This window comes from Ruegeria sp. P10 (assembly GCF_056534925.1).
The window spans coordinates 590,017-606,766 of the sequence record NZ_JBQERJ010000001.1 but is presented as its reverse complement, the minus strand read 5'-3'; the positions used below and the strand labels follow the sequence as shown (position 1 = coordinate 606,766).

The 16,750-nt window shown below is 58.6% G+C and carries 15 protein-coding genes; 7 read left to right on the top strand and 8 right to left on the bottom strand.

The annotated features are described in order from the left end of the window. Nucleotides 1–131 precede the first annotated feature (131 nt). Both ACR0FB_RS03030 and ACR0FB_RS03025 read left to right on the top strand, forming a co-directional pair. Nucleotides 132–638, top strand: a complete 507-nt coding sequence (locus tag ACR0FB_RS03030; protein WP_152458298.1) for a peptidylprolyl isomerase — start codon at nucleotides 132–134, stop codon at nucleotides 636–638. Next, complete coding sequence (locus ACR0FB_RS03025) at nucleotides 631–1,188, top strand: peptidylprolyl isomerase (protein WP_171723071.1); 558 nt, start codon at nucleotides 631–633, stop codon at nucleotides 1,186–1,188. The genes ACR0FB_RS03030 and ACR0FB_RS03025 overlap by 8 nt, the downstream gene beginning before the upstream one ends. 62 nt (nucleotides 1,189–1,250) lie before the next feature. Here ACR0FB_RS03025 and aqpZ read toward each other — a convergent pair whose 3' ends face one another. From aqpZ to ACR0FB_RS02995, 6 genes are all read right to left on the bottom strand, one after another. Beyond that, on the bottom strand, nucleotides 1,251–1,940 hold the full coding sequence (gene aqpZ / locus ACR0FB_RS03020; RefSeq protein ID WP_171167669.1) for an aquaporin Z: 690 nt from the start codon (nucleotides 1,938–1,940) through the stop codon (nucleotides 1,251–1,253). Nucleotides 1,941–2,052: 112 nt separating this feature from the next. Next, the gene (locus ACR0FB_RS03015; RefSeq protein WP_480619652.1) at nucleotides 2,053–2,862 is read right to left on the bottom strand and encodes a M90 family metallopeptidase; all 810 of its coding nucleotides are present in this window, start codon (nucleotides 2,860–2,862) and stop codon (nucleotides 2,053–2,055) included. 121 nt (nucleotides 2,863–2,983) lie between these two features. Further along, nucleotides 2,984–3,484 carry a bactofilin family protein gene (locus tag ACR0FB_RS03010; protein ID WP_117868644.1) on the bottom strand — a complete coding sequence of 167 codons (501 nt, stop codon included), beginning with the start codon at nucleotides 3,482–3,484 and terminating at the stop codon, nucleotides 2,984–2,986. Beyond that, nucleotides 3,474–4,805, bottom strand: a complete 1,332-nt coding sequence (locus ACR0FB_RS03005; protein WP_480619650.1) for a DUF5930 domain-containing protein — start codon at nucleotides 4,803–4,805, stop codon at nucleotides 3,474–3,476. Before ACR0FB_RS03005 ends, ACR0FB_RS03010 begins: the two co-directional genes overlap by 11 nt. Nucleotides 4,806–4,979: 174 nt before the next feature. Continuing rightward, nucleotides 4,980–5,822 (bottom strand): ferritin-like domain-containing protein, encoded by an 843-nt coding sequence (locus ACR0FB_RS03000; protein ID WP_480619648.1) that lies wholly within the window; start codon nucleotides 5,820–5,822, stop codon nucleotides 4,980–4,982. Nucleotides 5,823–5,882: 60 nt separating this feature from the next. Next, nucleotides 5,883–6,344 (bottom strand): peroxiredoxin, encoded by a 462-nt coding sequence (locus tag ACR0FB_RS02995; RefSeq protein WP_171723075.1) that lies wholly within the window; start codon nucleotides 6,342–6,344, stop codon nucleotides 5,883–5,885. A gap of 80 nt (nucleotides 6,345–6,424) precedes the next feature. Here ACR0FB_RS02995 and ACR0FB_RS02990 point away from each other — a divergent pair, with 80 nt between their 5' ends. The 4 genes from ACR0FB_RS02990 (at nucleotide 6,425) to ACR0FB_RS02975 (ending at nucleotide 12,956) form a co-directional block, all read left to right on the top strand. Then, nucleotides 6,425–9,799, top strand: a complete 3,375-nt coding sequence (locus tag ACR0FB_RS02990; RefSeq protein WP_480619646.1) for a YhdP family protein — start codon at nucleotides 6,425–6,427, stop codon at nucleotides 9,797–9,799. A 42-nt stretch (nucleotides 9,800–9,841) separates the two neighbouring features. Then, the gene (gene queA / locus ACR0FB_RS02985; RefSeq protein ID WP_480619644.1) at nucleotides 9,842–10,888 is read left to right on the top strand and encodes a tRNA preQ1(34) S-adenosylmethionine ribosyltransferase-isomerase QueA; all 1,047 of its coding nucleotides are present in this window, start codon (nucleotides 9,842–9,844) and stop codon (nucleotides 10,886–10,888) included. 111 nt (nucleotides 10,889–10,999) lie between these two features. Beyond that, complete coding sequence (locus tag ACR0FB_RS02980; protein WP_171631739.1) at nucleotides 11,000–12,271, top strand: MFS transporter; 1,272 nt, start codon at nucleotides 11,000–11,002, stop codon at nucleotides 12,269–12,271. 109 nt (nucleotides 12,272–12,380) lie between these two features. After that, nucleotides 12,381–12,956, top strand: a complete 576-nt coding sequence (locus tag ACR0FB_RS02975; RefSeq protein WP_171631742.1) for a DUF924 family protein — start codon at nucleotides 12,381–12,383, stop codon at nucleotides 12,954–12,956. Nucleotides 12,957–13,002: 46 nt separating this feature from the next. Here ACR0FB_RS02975 and ACR0FB_RS02970 read toward each other — a convergent pair whose 3' ends face one another. Continuing rightward, on the bottom strand, nucleotides 13,003–13,437 hold the full coding sequence (locus ACR0FB_RS02970; RefSeq protein ID WP_480619643.1) for a hypothetical protein: 435 nt from the start codon (nucleotides 13,435–13,437) through the stop codon (nucleotides 13,003–13,005). A gap of 213 nt (nucleotides 13,438–13,650) precedes the next feature. On the opposite strand from ACR0FB_RS02970, the gene lpdA reads away from it, so the two are divergent. Then, a complete protein-coding gene (gene lpdA / locus ACR0FB_RS02965) occupies nucleotides 13,651–15,045 on the top strand; it encodes a dihydrolipoyl dehydrogenase (protein ID WP_171631749.1) in 1,395 nt (464 codons plus the stop codon). A gap of 153 nt (nucleotides 15,046–15,198) precedes the next feature. Here lpdA and ACR0FB_RS02960 read toward each other — a convergent pair whose 3' ends face one another. Then, complete coding sequence (locus ACR0FB_RS02960; protein WP_171723079.1) at nucleotides 15,199–16,584, bottom strand: dipeptidase; 1,386 nt, start codon at nucleotides 16,582–16,584, stop codon at nucleotides 15,199–15,201. Between the last annotated feature and the right edge of the window lie 166 nt (nucleotides 16,585–16,750).

Below are 16,750 nucleotides of genomic sequence, written 5' to 3'. Positions count from 1 at the left end.
TGCGATCCTTGTCATTGGCAAATGATTTAGGCGGTTCTTTTCCTGCAATTTGCCCTCAGGTCAATGCGTCACTTGGCATTCGTACGCGTGCGTCATAGGTATTTGCGCAAGATAAACGACAGGAGGGCCTCATGGCCGAGATCAAGGATCCCGAAAACACGATCATCATCGAGCTGAAAGACGGCAATGTCGTCATCGAGCTGCTGCCGGATGTGGCGCCTTTGCACAGCGCGCGGATGAAAGAACTGGCCCGCAGCGGAGAATACGACAACGTGGCCTTTCACCGAGTGATCGACGGCTTCATGGCCCAAACCGGTGACGTGCAGCACGGCGACATGGAAGATGGGTTCAACCTGCGTATGGCGGGGACCGGCGGTTCGTCGCTGCCGAACGTGCCGGCAGAGTTTTCCAAGCTGCCCCATGATCGCGGTACGCTGGGCGCGGCCCGGTCGCAGAACCCGGATTCGGCCAACTCTCAGTTCTTCATCAACTTCAAGGACAACCACTTCCTGAACGGTCAGTACACCGTTTATGGCCGCGTCATCGAAGGCATGGAGCATGTGGACGCAATCGTACGTGGTGAGCCGCCTGCGAACCCCGACCGCATGATCAGCGTCAAGGTGGCCGCAGATGTATAAGCTTGCCGCCGCCTTTGCCCTGCTGGCAAGCCCGGCGCTGGCCAGCGGTTTGCAGATCGAGGTCGAAGGGGAAGGGGCCAATGGCACGATCTCCATCGATCTGTTCGAAGATGTCGCGCCGAAGCACGTGGAACAGATCACGGCATTGGCTGCGGACGGCACGTACGATGGTGTGGTGTTCCACCGCGTGATCGAAGGTTTCATGGCCCAGACCGGCGATGTTCAATACGGCAATTCCACCGCGAACGGCTTTGACATGCGGTATGCCGGGCGTGGCGGGTCAGACCGCCCGGATCTGCCGGCTGAGTTTTCTGATCTGACCTTTGATCGTGGCGTGGTCGGCATGGCCCGATCGCAGAACCCGGATTCGGCCAATTCGCAGTTCTTTATCATGTTCGAACCCGGCCCGTTTCTGGATGGCCAATACACCGTGGTCGGTCAGGTGACCGATGGTATGGACGTTGTGGATGCGATCAAACGGGGGCATTCCCAGACCGGAGCGGTTACGGGACAGCCCGACATGATGAAAAAAGTCACCGTCACCGAATGAACCGAAACAGCCCGGCGTTCCAAAAAGCGCCGGGCTGTTTCTTACGGTCGATTGAACGAAACTCAATCGTCTTGTGACATCGCTTTCCAGATGACCGCACCGATTGCGCCGCCGATCAGCGGGGCCACCCAGAACAGCCACAGCTGTGACAGGGCAGGGCCGTCGGCAAACAGGGCGACGCCTGTGGACCGGGCCGGGTTGACCGAAGTGTTGGTGACCGGAATTGACACCAGGTGGATCAGGGTCAAGGCCAGACCAATTGCGATGGGGGCGAAACCGGCCGGCGCCTTGTCCGAGGTTGCACCCAGGATGATCAGGATGAAGAAAGCGGTCATCACGATCTCGATCACCAGAGCGGACATCAGAGAGTATCCGCCGGGTGAGGCCTCACCATATCCGTTGGACGCAAATCCCCCGACGCCGGCGAAGTCGGGCGCACCGCTGACGATCAGATACAGAACCACTGCGGCGGCTATGGCGCCGATGACCTGAGCGATCCAGTAGGGCAGCAGATCCTTTGCCGGAAACCGCCCGCCGATCATCAGACCAAGGCTGACCGCCGGATTGAAGTGCCCGCCCGAGATATGGCCAACCGTGTAAGCCATTGTCAGAACCGTCAGGCCGAAGGCGAAGGAAACGCCAAGCCACCCAATGCCGACATCTGCAACGCCCGCTGCCAATACGGCACTGCCGCAACCTCCGAGAACCAGCCAGAAGGTGCCGAAGAACTCGGCCAGTAGTTTTGATGACATGAAATTTCCTCCACAATGCAATGAGCTTAAGTGTAATTCATAAATTAACTTTTGTTAAATTGAGCCGAACGGGGAATTTTCCCGGCACCCGCGCACCAGGGGTCGCAAAGCCTTAGTGCCATTGAGAAGGATCCAAGTGAAACAGCTTGGACAGTTGCTTGTAAACCTCCGGGTCCGACCTGCGCAGGGCCTTTGGCCGCTCAAAGAACACTTCAACCGAAACGGCGAAAAACTCCTCGTGCCCTTCCGCGCCATAAGGGTCGATTACGGTTGGCTGCCCGGATTCAACGGCGCGTACATGCGCGTCATAGGCTGTCAGGAATGCGGATTCCCATTCTGAAAAGCTTTGGTCGTCGCTAAGTACGGGCACTCCGTTGGCCGACCCTGTCAGATCGTCGATCTGGTGTGCAAATTCGTGAAACACAACATTTTGGCCGTCATGATCGTTCATGGCTCCGCGCTGGCTATGCGCCCAGGACAGGATCACCGGGCCGCGGTTCCAGCTTTCCCCTGTGCGCACGATTTCCTTCTCGGTGACGACATAGCCGCTGTGCCGGCTCTGTCTGGATTTGAATGCGCTGGGATAGATCAGGATAGTGGTCAGATTGTCATACCAGAGATCGGTATTCACAACCAGCAGACAGGCTTGCGCGGCGATGGACAGTTGCATGTCTTCGGAAACGTCCAGGCCGTCACACCCAATGAATTCAACCTGATCAAGGAACAGGTTGATCTTGCCCTCCAGCTTTGCGCGCAGGCCTTGCGGCAGTTTCCGCAAGATCGGGACCTGAGCGTCGACAAGCTGCCGTTGCTTGTCAGTCAACGGCGCGGCCAACAGGGCGTGGCGCGCCTGTCGTTTGGACCAGAAGTAAAAGGCCAGACCTGTGGCGACCACCGCAACAAGTGTCAGAAAAATCAACATGGCCCGACCCTAACGTGATCCCGGCGGGATCAAAACAGGTTTCCCGGATACAGGCTGCGGTGCAAAAAAGAAACGCCTCGGGTCTCCCCGCGGCGTTTCCGATCTGACCTGATGGGTCGAATTACTGCTTGACGTCTGCTGCCGGGTTCGATCCGGCTTTGGCGCTGCGGCCCGGATTCAGCGGATCGTCCTGCCGCTGTACGGATCCTTCGAAATGCGCTCCGCTTTCGATGGCGATGGTCTTGTGGATGATGTCGCCTTCGACACGTGCGGTCGATGTCAGACGCACCTTGAGACCACGTACGCGACCCACGATACGTCCGTTGATCACGACGTCATCTGCGGTGACTTCACCTTTGATCGTTGCCGACTCACCAATGGTCAGAAGGTGAGCGCGGATGTCGCCTTCGACTGTGCCTTCCACCTGTATGTCACCAGAGGTTTTGATATTGCCAGTGATGTGCAGATCCGAAGACAAAACCGACGCAGGCGGTTTGGGCTTGGGTGCAGTGGCAGGTTTCGACTCGGTCGGTGCAGGGGCCGCTGGGGTCGCCGGAGCGGCTGGTTTGGCCGCCTCGGGTGCCTTGGATGCGGGCTCGTTGATTTTGCTTTTAGAAAACATTTCTCGCAGCCTTGATGTAAGTCATTGGGTTTACGGGTTTTCCGTTCACGCGCACCTCATAGTGCAGATGCGTGCCGGTCGACCGTCCGGTGCTACCCATATCAGCAATATGATCCCCGCGCGAGACCCTTTGACCAACCTTCACGTTGATCTTGGTGTTATGAGCGTAAAGTGTCTCAATTCCGAATGGGTGCTTGATTTTCACAAGCCGTCCGAAACCGGATTGCCAGCCTGCGTGGGTAACGACGCCGTCTGCGGTCGCAAAGATATCCGTGCCTTGCGGCCCGGCAAAATCGACCCCGTTATGCATCCGGCGACCACCGGTTTTGGGGTCGCGCCGGCTGCCATAGCCGCTGGTAAAACGCACGGCCGAATGTACGGGATTGGCAAAGGGGGCCTTTTCCGCAGCAAGTCGGTAAAGGTTCAGCTGATCCATCTGTTTCAGCAATGTATTCGCGCGGGCTTCCTCGGCGGACACCTCGTCCACCTCACCGCGCGTGCTAAGGGATAAAGGGGTCAGCGGACCGCCCATACCGCTATATCCGCGCCGGACCTCTTCGATGATGCGGTCTGTTGGCATTCCCGCCTGACGGAACATCTTGTCCAGCGGCTCGACCGAGATCACCATGGCCTCTTCCAGCTGTCGGAAAATCTCGTCGCTGCGTTCCTGCATAAGGCGGATTTCCAGCTCAAGATCATCGCGCTGGTCCAGTGCCTCTCGGGCGTCGGCGGCGATCTGATCGCGTTCCTCGGCCGTGCGCGCCAGAGCATCCGTCATGAAGGCCATCTGTACCGGCGCGCTGGAGGCCGTTACGTACATGTCAGCCTTGCTGTTTTCCTGCTTCAGCGCCGCCAGTTCCTTCCGCGCAACTTCGCGCTGTTTCATGGTGGTGCGCAGCGTGGTCTGAATGACTTCGATCCCCGTCTCAAGTTCGCGACGGCGGTTTTCCGAAGCCAGCAGTTCGGACTGCATGGCGGATATCTGTTCCAGCGCGGCATTGAAACGATCCTGAGCGGCGAGCGCTTCCTGCGCACGGGCGTCGCGTTCTGCGGACAGGATATTCAATCGTTCTTGATAGGTTGCCTGGTCGCGTTTCGCCTGTTCCCGGAAGTTGCCCGAACCAATGCTGTCCATCAGCAGAATGGCAGTTGCTACCGCGGTCCATCCGACCATGACGGCAACACCGGCCACCGCGACCACCTGCGTTTCCGAGCTGAGACGGATAAAACGTGTATCTTTGTCAGACTTCAGAAAAACCCGGCGTTCCGGAAAGTACCGTTCAAATGCGGAGTGTATTTTTATTGCCAGACGTGTTCGCACGCGTCCTACCTCTCATCCCCAAGATCGGGACCGGTTGTGGGTGCCGGCCGCTCCTTGGGCCGACTGCATAAAGGGCAGGCAGCGTTCGGGCAAGTTTGTTGATCAGTCCGGCGCCAACTGCGTAGAAATCCCCCCAAAGATCGGCGGGAAATTGCCGAAAACAATCTTGAGGCGTCAGTTTGGGATTCCGCCGGGCGTGGGCAGGTCTTCGGTCAGCGGCCAGTAGAAATCGGGCGGCAACCCGGCCTCGGCCCGTTTTTCCTCGTTGAAGGGTGGTTTGAGGACGCCGTGGAAATACCGGCGTACCAATGCGTGAAACACATCCTTGGGGTCCGTGTTTTCACGGCCGCACAGGAAGTGAAACCACTTGGACCCATAAGCGACATGGCCGACTTCTTCGGCATAGATCACCTCAAGCGCCGCGATGGCCTGTTCAGACTTGGCCTTGCGAAAAATCTCGATCATGCCGGGGGTCACATCCAGACCACGCGCTTCGAGCACCATCGGCACGACCGCAAGCCGTCCCATCAGGTCGTCTACGGTGTCCTCGGCCGCGCGCCACATGCCCGCATGGGCGGGCAAGGCGCCATAGTGGCTGCCCATCTGTTCCAGGCAATCGCAGACCATCTCGAAATGGCGCGATTCCTCTTCGGCGCATTTTACCCAATCGTCATAAAACCCGATCGGCATCGGCACATGGCCAAAGCGGGCAATGATATCCCAATGCAGATCGACGGCGTTCAGTTCGATATGCGCCACTGCGTGCAAAAGGGCGATGCGGCCCGCCTCGGTGCCCGGTTTGCGCTTTGGCACCTCGCGCGGAGACAGGAGTTCGGGCCGTTCCGGGCGCGCGGGTCGCAATGGGGGCGATGCCGTACCGATCTCGATCGGGGGGGCGTCGCCCTTGCGCGAGGCAAACCACGCTGCGGCGTGCTGTTTGGACAGGGCGGTCTTTTCCCGACCTTCCGCCGTTGCAAGCACTTCGGTCGCCATCTGAGTCAGCGATTTGGACACCATTATTCTCCGCCTGGTTGGTCCTGTGGCTCTTAAACCGGATGGCGACCGTGGTCGAGGACGTTACAGCGCGCGCACGGCTTCCAGCACCTCGTCCACGTGGCCGGGAACTTTGACCTTGCGCCAAACGCGGGCAATTTTGCCTTCGGGGTCGATGACAAAAGTCGAACGCTCGATCCCCATCGATTTGCGCCCGTACATGTTTTTTTCGACCCACACGCCGTAGTCTTCACAGACGGTCGAGCTCTCATCCGACAACAGCGGTGTGGTCAGCCCATGCTTGGCGACGAATTTGTCATGTTTGGCGACGCTGTCGCGCGAGATGCCGAAAACTTGTGCGCCCGCATCGGCAAAGGCCTGAAGTTGTTCCGAGAAACCGATGGATTCCTTGGTGCAGCCCGGCGTATCATCGCGGGGGTAGAAAAACAGAACCACGGTGCTACCGCGCAACGCCGAAAGCGTCACCTCGCCGCCGCCGTCGCGCGGCAAAGTGAAGTCAGGGGCGATGTCTGAAACGTCGGGCATTGGAAACTCCGCTAAAGGTTTTTAAAGGCTGCCTGATATCATAGGGCAACGCGTGCGGGTTGGAAGGCGTGGATAGCAATTTGAAGCAGCACGAAGACGGTGACGGAGCACGGCCCGTTAAGCCCGCGCGCCGTCGGTCTCGCCGTCGGGCCGCTGGCCTGTGGGCCATGCGCGGCACTTTCGTGCTGGTGTTGCTGGCGCTGTTCACCGGTTTCATGGTTGTCGGGCAAAGAATGCACGCACCCGTCTGGCTGCGGGACAGGGTCGAGGCGCGGCTTGAACAGGCATTGGGCGGGCTGCAAATCCGGTTTGGCGACGTGAGTTTCATCATTCACGAGGGATGGCGACCCCGTCTGCGTCTGACCGATGTGGCCATCAGCGACGCTGAGGGTCGGCAAATTGCGCAGGTGTCCGACATGCGCGCCAGTCTGGCGATGCGCCCCTTGTTGCGGGGGCACGTTCGTCCCAAAAGGATAATTCTAAGGGGTGCGCAGGTCGCCGTGACCCGAGACAAGGACGGGGCGCTGAGCCTTACGGTCGGGTCCGGCAGCGCACCGGTGCAGGAGGCCCCGAACCTGGCACAGCTTATCGAGGCTTCGGATCAGGTCTTCCTGTCTCCGGCCCTGTCGGCGCTGACCTCGGTCGAGCTTGATGCGATCACACTGGATTATCGAGATCTTCGGCAGGAGCGGTCCTGGATTCTGGACGGTGGGCATATTCAAGCCAACCGAGCCGGCAACGAAGTGCGCTTGGCAACCGGGTTTTCGGTTCTGGCGGGGCGTGACTATGTCAGTGCCATCGAGGCCAATTATACAAGCGTTCTGGGCACACCTGCCGCACATTTCGGAATCTCAGTCACCGATCTTCCGGCCGAGGACATCGCGGGCCAAACGCCCGCACTTGCCTGGTTGCAGGTTCTGCGGGCCCCGATCTCGGGTGCCTTGCGCGGTGGTGTCGATGAAAACGGCGCGATAGGAACCTTGTACGCCACGCTGAATCTGGGGGCGGGGGCGGTGCAGCCAAACCCGGAAACACGCCCGGTTCCTTTCGAAGCAGCGCGCACCTATTTCACCTATGATCCCGAAGGCCAGATCCTGAACTTCAACGAAGTTTCGGTGGTCTCGGCCTGGGGTGAAGTACAGGCTGACGGAAAGGCGTTTCTGGAAGGTGTGGAAGATGGCGTGCTGGACAGCCTGTCTGCACAGTTGCGGCTGTCCGGTATCAACGTAAACCCGGCAAACCTGTTCCCGCAGCCTATTCAGCTTTCGCGGGCCAGCCTGGATTTCAAGATGGCCCTCAATCCGTTCCAGCTGAATCTGGGTCAGATGACCATAGAAGATCCGGGTCACACGGTGCGTGCCTTTGGTGTCCTGACCGGGCGGCCGGATGGCTGGGCCGTCAAGCTGGATGCACATTTGGATCAGATGACCTCAGACAAGGTGCTCAGTTACTGGCCCGAACGTCTGGCCCCGAAACCGCGAGAGTGGGTGACCGAAAACCTGTACGAAGGGGTTCTGTCGGATATGGATTTTGCCCTGCGCCTGCTGCCCGGATCCAAACCCGATCTCTATCTGGATTTCGGGTTTGAAAAGGCGAAGGTCCGATTTGTCAAAACCCTGCCGCCGATCGAAAACGCTCAGGGTCAGGCCAGCTTGCTCAATCAACGCTTTACCGTCACTGCGCAGCAGGGCGTTGTGATTGCGGATGACGGCGGTGCTGTTGATGCGTCGGGGACGTCCTTCATCATACCCGATACGGATATCAAGAAATCCGCGCCGGCGATCGCGCGCATTCAGGCCAAAGGCAGCGTGACGGCCGCGTTGTCTTTGTTGGACCGGCCTCCGCTGGAATTGCTCAGCAAGGCGGGGTTACCCGTTGATGTGGCAAAAGGAACGGTGTCGCTTGCGGGAACCCTTTCCCTGCCCTTGAAAAAGGGTCTCAAGTTTGACGAGACCGAGTTCCATTTCGACGGAAGGTTGGCCAACCTGTTCAGTGACCGCTTGGTGCCCGGATTTGACATCAGTGCTGATCTTCTGGCCCTTTCTGGTGATCAGTCCGGCGTTCAGATTCAGGGGCAGGGGCAGTTCGGGGACGTACCGCTGACGGCGCTCTGGCGGCAGCCGATAGACGGCAAGTCTGAACAGCGAAGCACCCTGACCGGTCAGATCGAGCTGTCGCCGCGATTGATGGATGAGATCGGCGCCGGTCTGCCTCCGGGGATGCTGACCGGCAAAGGGATTGCAGATATCACGTTGGGGCTCGGCGCCGGGGTTGCCCCGAAATTGTCCGTCACGTCCGATTTGCAGGGTGTCGCGCTAGCCATACCCGAACTTGGTTGGAGAAAGGGGGCCAATTCGACCGGCTCTCTGACGGCCGAAGCGACTTTGGGGTCGCAGTTGAAGGTGGATAGCCTGCGCATAAATGCAGCGGGTTTGCGTACAACAGCCTCCATCACGTTTCGTGAAAACGGCGAATATGACCGGGTTCGCTTCACCTCTTTTGACCTGGGCGATTGGCTGGCGGTCCCGGCAGAGCTGATCGGGCGCGGAAACGCCATGCCGGATATCCGTGTGCTTGGCGGCGTCCTTGATATGGGCCGCGCGAATTTCGGCGAAAGCGGCGGATCGGGCGGCGGGGGCGGTGCCGGGCCGAAACTGGACGTGACGCTGGATCGCCTTCAGGTTACGGAAACCGTCGCGCTGACCGGGTTCCAGGGTGCCTTTCAGACGACCGGCGGAATACAAGGGAACTTCACCGCGCAGGTCAATGGTGGCGCGCCGGTCAGGGGGCAGGTCAGCCCCAGAGGGAGCCGAAGTGCCGTTGACCTGACGTCGCAAGATGCGGGGTCCGTGCTGCGATCCGCCGGAGTACTGACACAGGCGCGGGGCGGAGAAATGACCCTCAAGCTCGAACCTGTGGCCGCAGCCGGCAGCTATGACGTGATACTGAGAATCACCAACACACGGATCACCGACGCCCCGGCCATGGCGGCCTTGCTGAATGCCATCAGTCTTGTGGGCTTGTTGGATGAAATGGCGGGGCAGGGTATCTTTTTTGCAGCAATCGATAGCCGGATGCGTGTCACCCCCACAGACATCAAAGTGCTCAGCGGCAGTGCCGTCGGCCCGTCGATGGGCCTGTCTTTTGATGGCACCATCGACACGGTGAACGGATTGCTGAACTTGCGCGGTGCGATCTCGCCCATATACCTGCTCAACGCAGTTGGCAGCGTGTTTACGCGCAAGGGTGAAGGCGTTTTTGGCTTCAACTACACTCTGACCGGCCCGCTTGCCTCGCCCAAAGTGTCGGTAAATCCGTTGTCCGGTCTCGCACCTCTGTTCCTGCGCGACCTGATGCGCGCCCCGGCCCCCAAAGTTCAGGATGGTCCGAACGCAGTGCCGCAGAAGCCGGATGAACCCAAACGCACATTCGGCTCATCCCCAAGTGACCGCTGACAGGATATGGCCGAATCTGATGCAGAGTTGTAAGGCGCGGGCATGAAACTCAGCGATTTTGATTTCCATCTGCCCGAAGACCTGATCGCCACGCGGCCGGCCAGCCCGCGTTCCTCTGCACGTCTGCTTGTGGCGCAGGGGGATGCAATCACGGACAACCATGTTTTCGACCTGCCCGATTTCCTGCGGCCCGGCGACCGGCTGGTGTTGAATGACACACGGGTTATTCCGGCGCGACTGAACGGCCGGCGTCACCGAGACAGCGCGCAGGGGCCGGTTTCCGCAGGGATCGAGGCCACTTTGCTGGATCCACAGGCCGATGGCACGTGGTCTGCGTTGATCAAGCCGCTCAAGAAGGTGAATCTTGGGGAAGAGATTGTCTTCTCGGACGATCTCAGCGCCACGCTGGACAGGGTTGCGGATGGCCAGGCGCATCTGCGCTTCAATCTCAGCGGCGAGGATTTCGACGCGGCGCTGGATCAGGCCGGAGCAATGCCTTTGCCGCCCTACATCGCAGCCAAACGTCCGGCTGATGAACGGGACAAGACGGACTATCAGACCATCTGGGCAAATCATTCAGGCGCCGTGGCCGCCCCGACCGCATCGTTGCATTTCGATGAGGCGCTGATGCGGGCGCTGGCAAAACGGGGGGTAAGCTTCACGCATGTGACGCTTCATGTGGGGGCAGGGACTTTTCTTCCGGTCAAGGTTGAGGATGTCACAACACACAAGATGCATGCTGAATGGGGGCAGGTAAGCCCCGGCGCCGCCGCCGAGATACAGGCAACCAAGGTCGCCGGCGGGCGGGTGATCCCGGTAGGGACAACGGCTTTGCGCCTGATCGAAAGTGCGGCAAGGTCAGGAAAGATTGAACCCTGGGAAGGCGAAACGGATATCTTCATCTATCCCGGTTTTGAATTCCATGTCACTGACGCATTGATGACCAATTTTCATCTGCCGAAATCCACGTTGCTCATGCTGGTTTCGGCACTGATGGGACAGGATCGGATGCGCGATGTCTACGCGCATGCCATCGCCCGGAAATACCGGTTCTTTTCCTATGGCGACGCGTCGCTTTTGTTCCCTTGAGAGGCGCGGAAACAGTATCACGGATCGGGAATGTCGTAGACAAGCGCGACGCAGGCGGTCTTTGATCGCAGAACGACATTAAAAACAGGTTGGCATTAGTCGGAGGCCCCAATGATTCAGGTCCTTTCCAGCGCATGGGCGCTGCTGCTCGGCATGGGGTTGCTGATGGTCGGAAACGGCCTTCAGGGCACGATTCTGGGTGTGCGGGGTGAGATCGAAGGCTTTTCGACCTTCGAGATGTCTTTTGTCATGTCGGCTTATTTCCTGGGCTTTCTGGGCGGCTCACGCCTTGCGCCCGAGATGATCCGGCGTGTTGGCCACGTGCGGGTCTTTGCGGCCCTTGCGTCGTTCATTTCAGCCGTGATGATTATGTATCCCATGCTGACAAACCCGATCGCATGGATTCTGGGCCGGGTGGTGATCGGGTTCTGTTTTTCGGGCGTCTATGTCACCGCCGAAAGCTGGCTCAACAATGCGGCCAGCAACGAAAATCGCGGGCAGGCGCTGTCGCTCTATATGATCGTCCAGATGACGGGGATCATCAGTGCGCAGGCGCTTGTTCTTGTTGGTGACCCGGCCGGTTACGAGACCTTTGTGATCGCCTCGATCCTGGTTTCAGTGTCCTTCGCACCGATTTTGCTGTCAATCTCGCCCACACCGGCCTTTGATACCACCAAACCGATGACCCTGAAGAAACTACTGGAAACCTCGCCTCTGGGCTGCGTGGGCATGTTTCTTCTGGGGGGCGTGTTTTCGGCGCAGTTCGGCATGGCGGCGGTGTATGGCGCCCGGGCAGGGTTGTCGCTAGTTGAAATTTCGACCTTCGTTGCAGCATTTTATGTTGGTGCGGTGGTCTTGCAATACCCTTTGGGCTGGTTTTCTGATCGTATGGATCGCCGCTTTCTGATCTTGCTTGTGGCGCTCGCCGGTGCCGGTGGCGCAACGATCGCTATGATGATGGGCGGATCGTTTCCAATTCTGCTTGCTTCGGCTTTCCTGATCGGCGGTATGTCCAACCCGCTTTACTCCTTGCTGATTGCGCATGCGAATGACTTTCTGGATCACGAGGATATGGCGGCCGCATCCGGTGGGCTGGTATTCATCAACGGTCTGGGCGCGATTGCCGGGCCGGTGATCACCGGATGGCTGATGGGGGATGCCGTATTCGGGCCACCGGGCTTTTTTCTCTTTATTGCGGCACTGTTACTCGCAATGGCACTTTACGCCCTGTATCGGACGACGCAGCGGGCATCGATACCCGTGGACGAAACCGGCACAATGTCGACGCTGTATCCAACAGCTTCGCCAGTTGCGTTTGAAGTGGCACAGGAAGTCGCCATCGAAGCCGCCGAGGCCGAACAGGCTGAGCAGGAAGATGCCTAGGACACAGGATTATGTCGCAAGTGTTGCAATATGTTACTGTAACAGTTCTGCAAAACGGCCTTAAATGACGTTACGTCCAGACTACGGGCACAAGACGGAGTTTAAGGCAATGGTAACGCCTGAAGAAGTATTGAGTTTTTGGTTAGATGAGGTGGGTCCAAAGGGCTGGTACAGTGAGGATGAAGCGCTGGATTCAGAAATCCGCGCACGTTTTCAATCAACGTGGGAGGCTGCGGCCGAGGGCAAGTTTTCGCTCTGGCTGACCTATCCCAGCGGGTCACTGGCTTACATAATTTTGACGGACCAATTTCCACGCAACATGTTCCGCGGGCAAGCGCGTGCTTTCGCGACGGACCGAGCGGCCCTGGCGGCTGCCAAATGCGCGGTGGACAGAGGTTGGGACAAGAAGATCGATGAACCGGCCCGGCAGTTCTTTTACCTGCCGATGATGCATTCGGAAAATCTGTGTGATCAGGAACGCTGCGTGCGTCTGATCTGTCAGAACCTAAGCGGCGATACAAGCAATCTGCTGCACGCCCGTGCGCATCGTGAAGTGATCCGCAAGTTCGGTCGTTTCCCTTACCGGAACAAAGCACTGTCGCGCAGCTCAACCCCCCATGAAGTGGCTTACGTCGACATGGGCGGCTATGGCAGCACCGTACGACAACTGCAAGCGATGGCCTGAGATCGCAGATACATGTTGTGCGCCTCGGTTGTTCGCGCGGGGCGCTTCAGGATCCCGGCTCACATCCTTTGAACGCCAGGACGCGTTCGGATGCGATGTCTGCTCCGGTCTGTATGGCTTGGGCGATCAGAACCTCTGGTGTCTCTGCAAGTTCTGTGAATCGCTCCTGCGCAGATTGCAGCTTTTGTTGAACCGCGTTCAGGCGGCGCAATGTTGCCTGGATATTTTGAGCGGTTTGACTGTCCGTAACCTGGTTTTCCCTCATCAGCGTCGCCAAATCGTCACGCAACGCGGAAAGTTCGCCTCGAATGCCCTTCGCCTCATCCCGAAAAGGGGCAAGAACCTGTACGGCCGCTGAGAATTCTGCCGAGACGCTTTCGACTTTCGATGCCAGCTTCCAGCCTAAAAACAAGCAAAGCGCCACAAGTATCAAAGTTGCGTTAAGCAGAGCAAGCGCCAAATCTTTCAGTGTTTTGGCCATGGTAAACCCCTTGAATTCAATGTCTTCACGAATGTCCGAGCGGCGTCGGCAGTTCCGTTCTAGCCATAGCGCGGGCCGGGGTATAGGCTGAAATCCGCACATTCAGGCATGGTTTACCTTGCGTCTCATTTGTCGCGGGAAGGCGTGTTGATGCGTTTCTGGAAATAGTTTAATGGTAAACTAAATTTTCACCACCTGCGCCGAGAGGAACACATGGCTGCACAATCCTATGATCTGATCGTAATCGGAGCTGGCCCCGGTGGCTATGTCGCCGCCATCCGTGCGGCCCAGCTTGGTCTGAAAACCGTCGTGGTCGAGCGCGAGCACCTTGGTGGCATCTGCCTGAACTGGGGGTGCATTCCCACCAAGGCATTGCTGCGGTCCTCCGAAGTGTTCCATCTGATGGAACGCGCCAAGGATTTCGGATTGAAGGCCGACAAGATCGGTTACGATCTGGACGCGGTCGTCAAGAGGTCCCGTGGTGTTGCCGGGCAGCTTTCGGGCGGCATCGGCCATCTGCTGAAAAAGAACAAAGTCGCCGTGGTGATGGGTGAGGCAACAATCCCCGCAAAAGGCAAAGTCAGCGTCAAGACCGACAAGGGCACCGAAGAACTGACGGCCAAGAACATCATTCTTGCAACCGGCGCACGGGCCCGCGAACTGCCCGGTCTCGAGGCTGACGGCGATCTGGTCTGGACGTACAAGCACGCGCTGCAACCGCCCCGGATGCCAAAGAAACTGCTGGTCATCGGCTCGGGCGCGATCGGCATCGAATTTGCGAGTTTCTACAACACGCTGGGGGCCGACACGACGGTGGTCGAGGTGATGGACCGCGTGTTGCCCGTGGAGGATGCGGAAATCAGTGCCTTGGCCAAGAAAGCCTTCATCAAGCAAGGCATGACCATCATGGAAAAAGCCATGGTCAAGCAGTTGGATCGCGGCAAGGGCAAGGTCACCGCTCATATCGAGGTCAAGGGCAAGGTTGAAAAGCACGAGTTCGACACCGTTATCTCGGCTGTCGGGATTGTTGGGAATGTCGAAAACCTCGGGCTCGAGGCACTGGGCGTCAAGATCGACCGCACGCATGTGGTGACGGATGAATATTGCCGCACCGGCGTCGATGGCCTTTATGCGATCGGTGACATCGCGGGCGCGCCCTGGCTTGCACATAAAGCCAGCCACGAAGGTGTCATGGTTGCCGATCTGATCGCGGGCCAGCATGCGCATCCGGTCAAGCCCGAAAGCATCGCCGGATGTACCTATTGTCAGCCGCAGGTGGCCTCGGTGGGATATACCGAAGCCAAGGCCAAAGAGCTGGGTTACGACGTCAAAGTCGGTCGCTTCCCCTTCATCGGCAACGGTAAGGCCATTGCTCTGGGCGAACCGGAAGGTCTGATCAAAACCGTGTTCGACGCCAAGACAGGCGAATTGCTGGGGGCCCATATGATTGGCGCGGAAGTCACGGAACTGATTCAGGGCTATGTGGTTGGGCGGCAGCTGGAGACCACCGAAGAAGACCTGATGAACACGGTCTTCCCGCACCCGACTCTGTCAGAAATGATGCATGAAAGCGTGTTGGATGCGTATGGTCGCGTGATCCATATGTAACGTCATACGCGTGTTGCGGTCGGGCAGGGGGCTCTGCCCCCGCCTTGCTGCGCGCGGCTCCCCCGGGATATTTTGGGCCAGATGAACAAGGGATCCTTTATTCATCTGGCGGCAAATATCCCGGAGCGCGAGGCAGAGCCTCGCTGAAATCCGTTACTGGTTCAAAGCATCCAGAATACGGGCCCAAGAACGGATACCCTTGTGGAAGCTTTTGACGTCGTATTTCTCATTCGGCGAATGGATGGCGTCATCCTCGTTGGCATAGCCGACCAGCATCGAATCCAGCCCCAGAACGGTATTGAAATACCCGACGACGGGGATCGAGCCGCCCATGCCGGTAAACACCGCTTCGCGGTCCCACTCGTCCGACAGTGCTTTGCGCGCGGCTTCGAATTCCGGGCGATCGATATTCATGACCGAAGCGGGCGAACCTTCCAGATCGTTGTCCCAGACAACTTTTGCATCCGGGGACAGGCGATCCTCGACATGTTTGCGGATATTGCTGCGCAGCGCGTCGGGGTCCATGTCGCCGACCAGTCGGCACGTGATTTTACAATGCGCTTCCGAAGGGATAACGGTTTTCGAGCCTGCGCCATTGTATCCGCCCCACAGCCCGTTCACCTCAAGTGTCGGGCGCGCCCATTGTTGTTCGAGCGTCGAATAGGCTTTTTCGCCGTGCGGCTGGGTATAGCCGACAGAATTCAGATAATCCGCTTCGTCGAAGCCGCAATTCTGCCACTGGCGCAGCTGGTCCTGGGGCACTTCATGAACGCCTTCATAGAAACCATCGACCGCGACACGTCCGGTTTCGTCATCATAGAATGAGGCAACGATTTTCGACAGCTCGCGCAGCGGGTTCAGCCCCGGGCCACCGTAATGGCCGGAGTGCAGATCGATGCGGGGCCCGATGATGGTGAACTCGTCCTTCAGCATGCCGCGCAGCTGCGCGGCAATCGACGGAACACCTCGCGATACCATGGATGTATCGCAAACCAGCGCCAGATCCGCTTTGAGTTCGGCCGCGTTTTCTTCGAGGAAGGGGACCAGAGAGGGTGAGCCGGATTCCTCTTCGCCTTCAAAGAAGAAGGTGATGCGGCAGGGCAGGGATCCGTGCACCGCTTTCCAGGCGCGGCAGGCTTCGACGAATGTCATCAACTGACCTTTGTCGTCCGATGCGCCGCGCCCGCGGATAACGGGGCCGTGCTCGGTATCTTCGATGGCGGGGTCGAACGGGTCGCGCGTCCAAAGGTTCAACGGATCGACAGGTTGCACATCATAATGGCCATAAAACAGGATATGGGGTGCATCCGAGTCCTCGCCCACATGGCCTACGACCATCGGGTGCCCCGGAGTTTCCCGTTTTTCTGCTGCAATTCCGATACTGTTGAGGTCGGCAACCAGCCAGTCGGCTGCACGGCTGACGTCGGCCTTGTACGCGGGATCGGTTGAGATCGAAGGGATGCGCAGCAGCTCCATCAGGCGGTCGATCGAGGTTTGCAGATCTTCGTCAATCCGGTTCAGCACGGTGTCTAGCGACATGGGGATCTCCTGCTTGTCAGTGTTCGGGCGAACCCTAGCAGCGTTGACAGCGCCGTCCAGAGCGGTTGATCTGAATTGTTCATGCAATCACGAGCCCGCGAATGACGTTGCGCGGGCTGCGTCGTTTCCACGCGTCCGATAGCCGGAACTCTACTTGCCGTGAGCA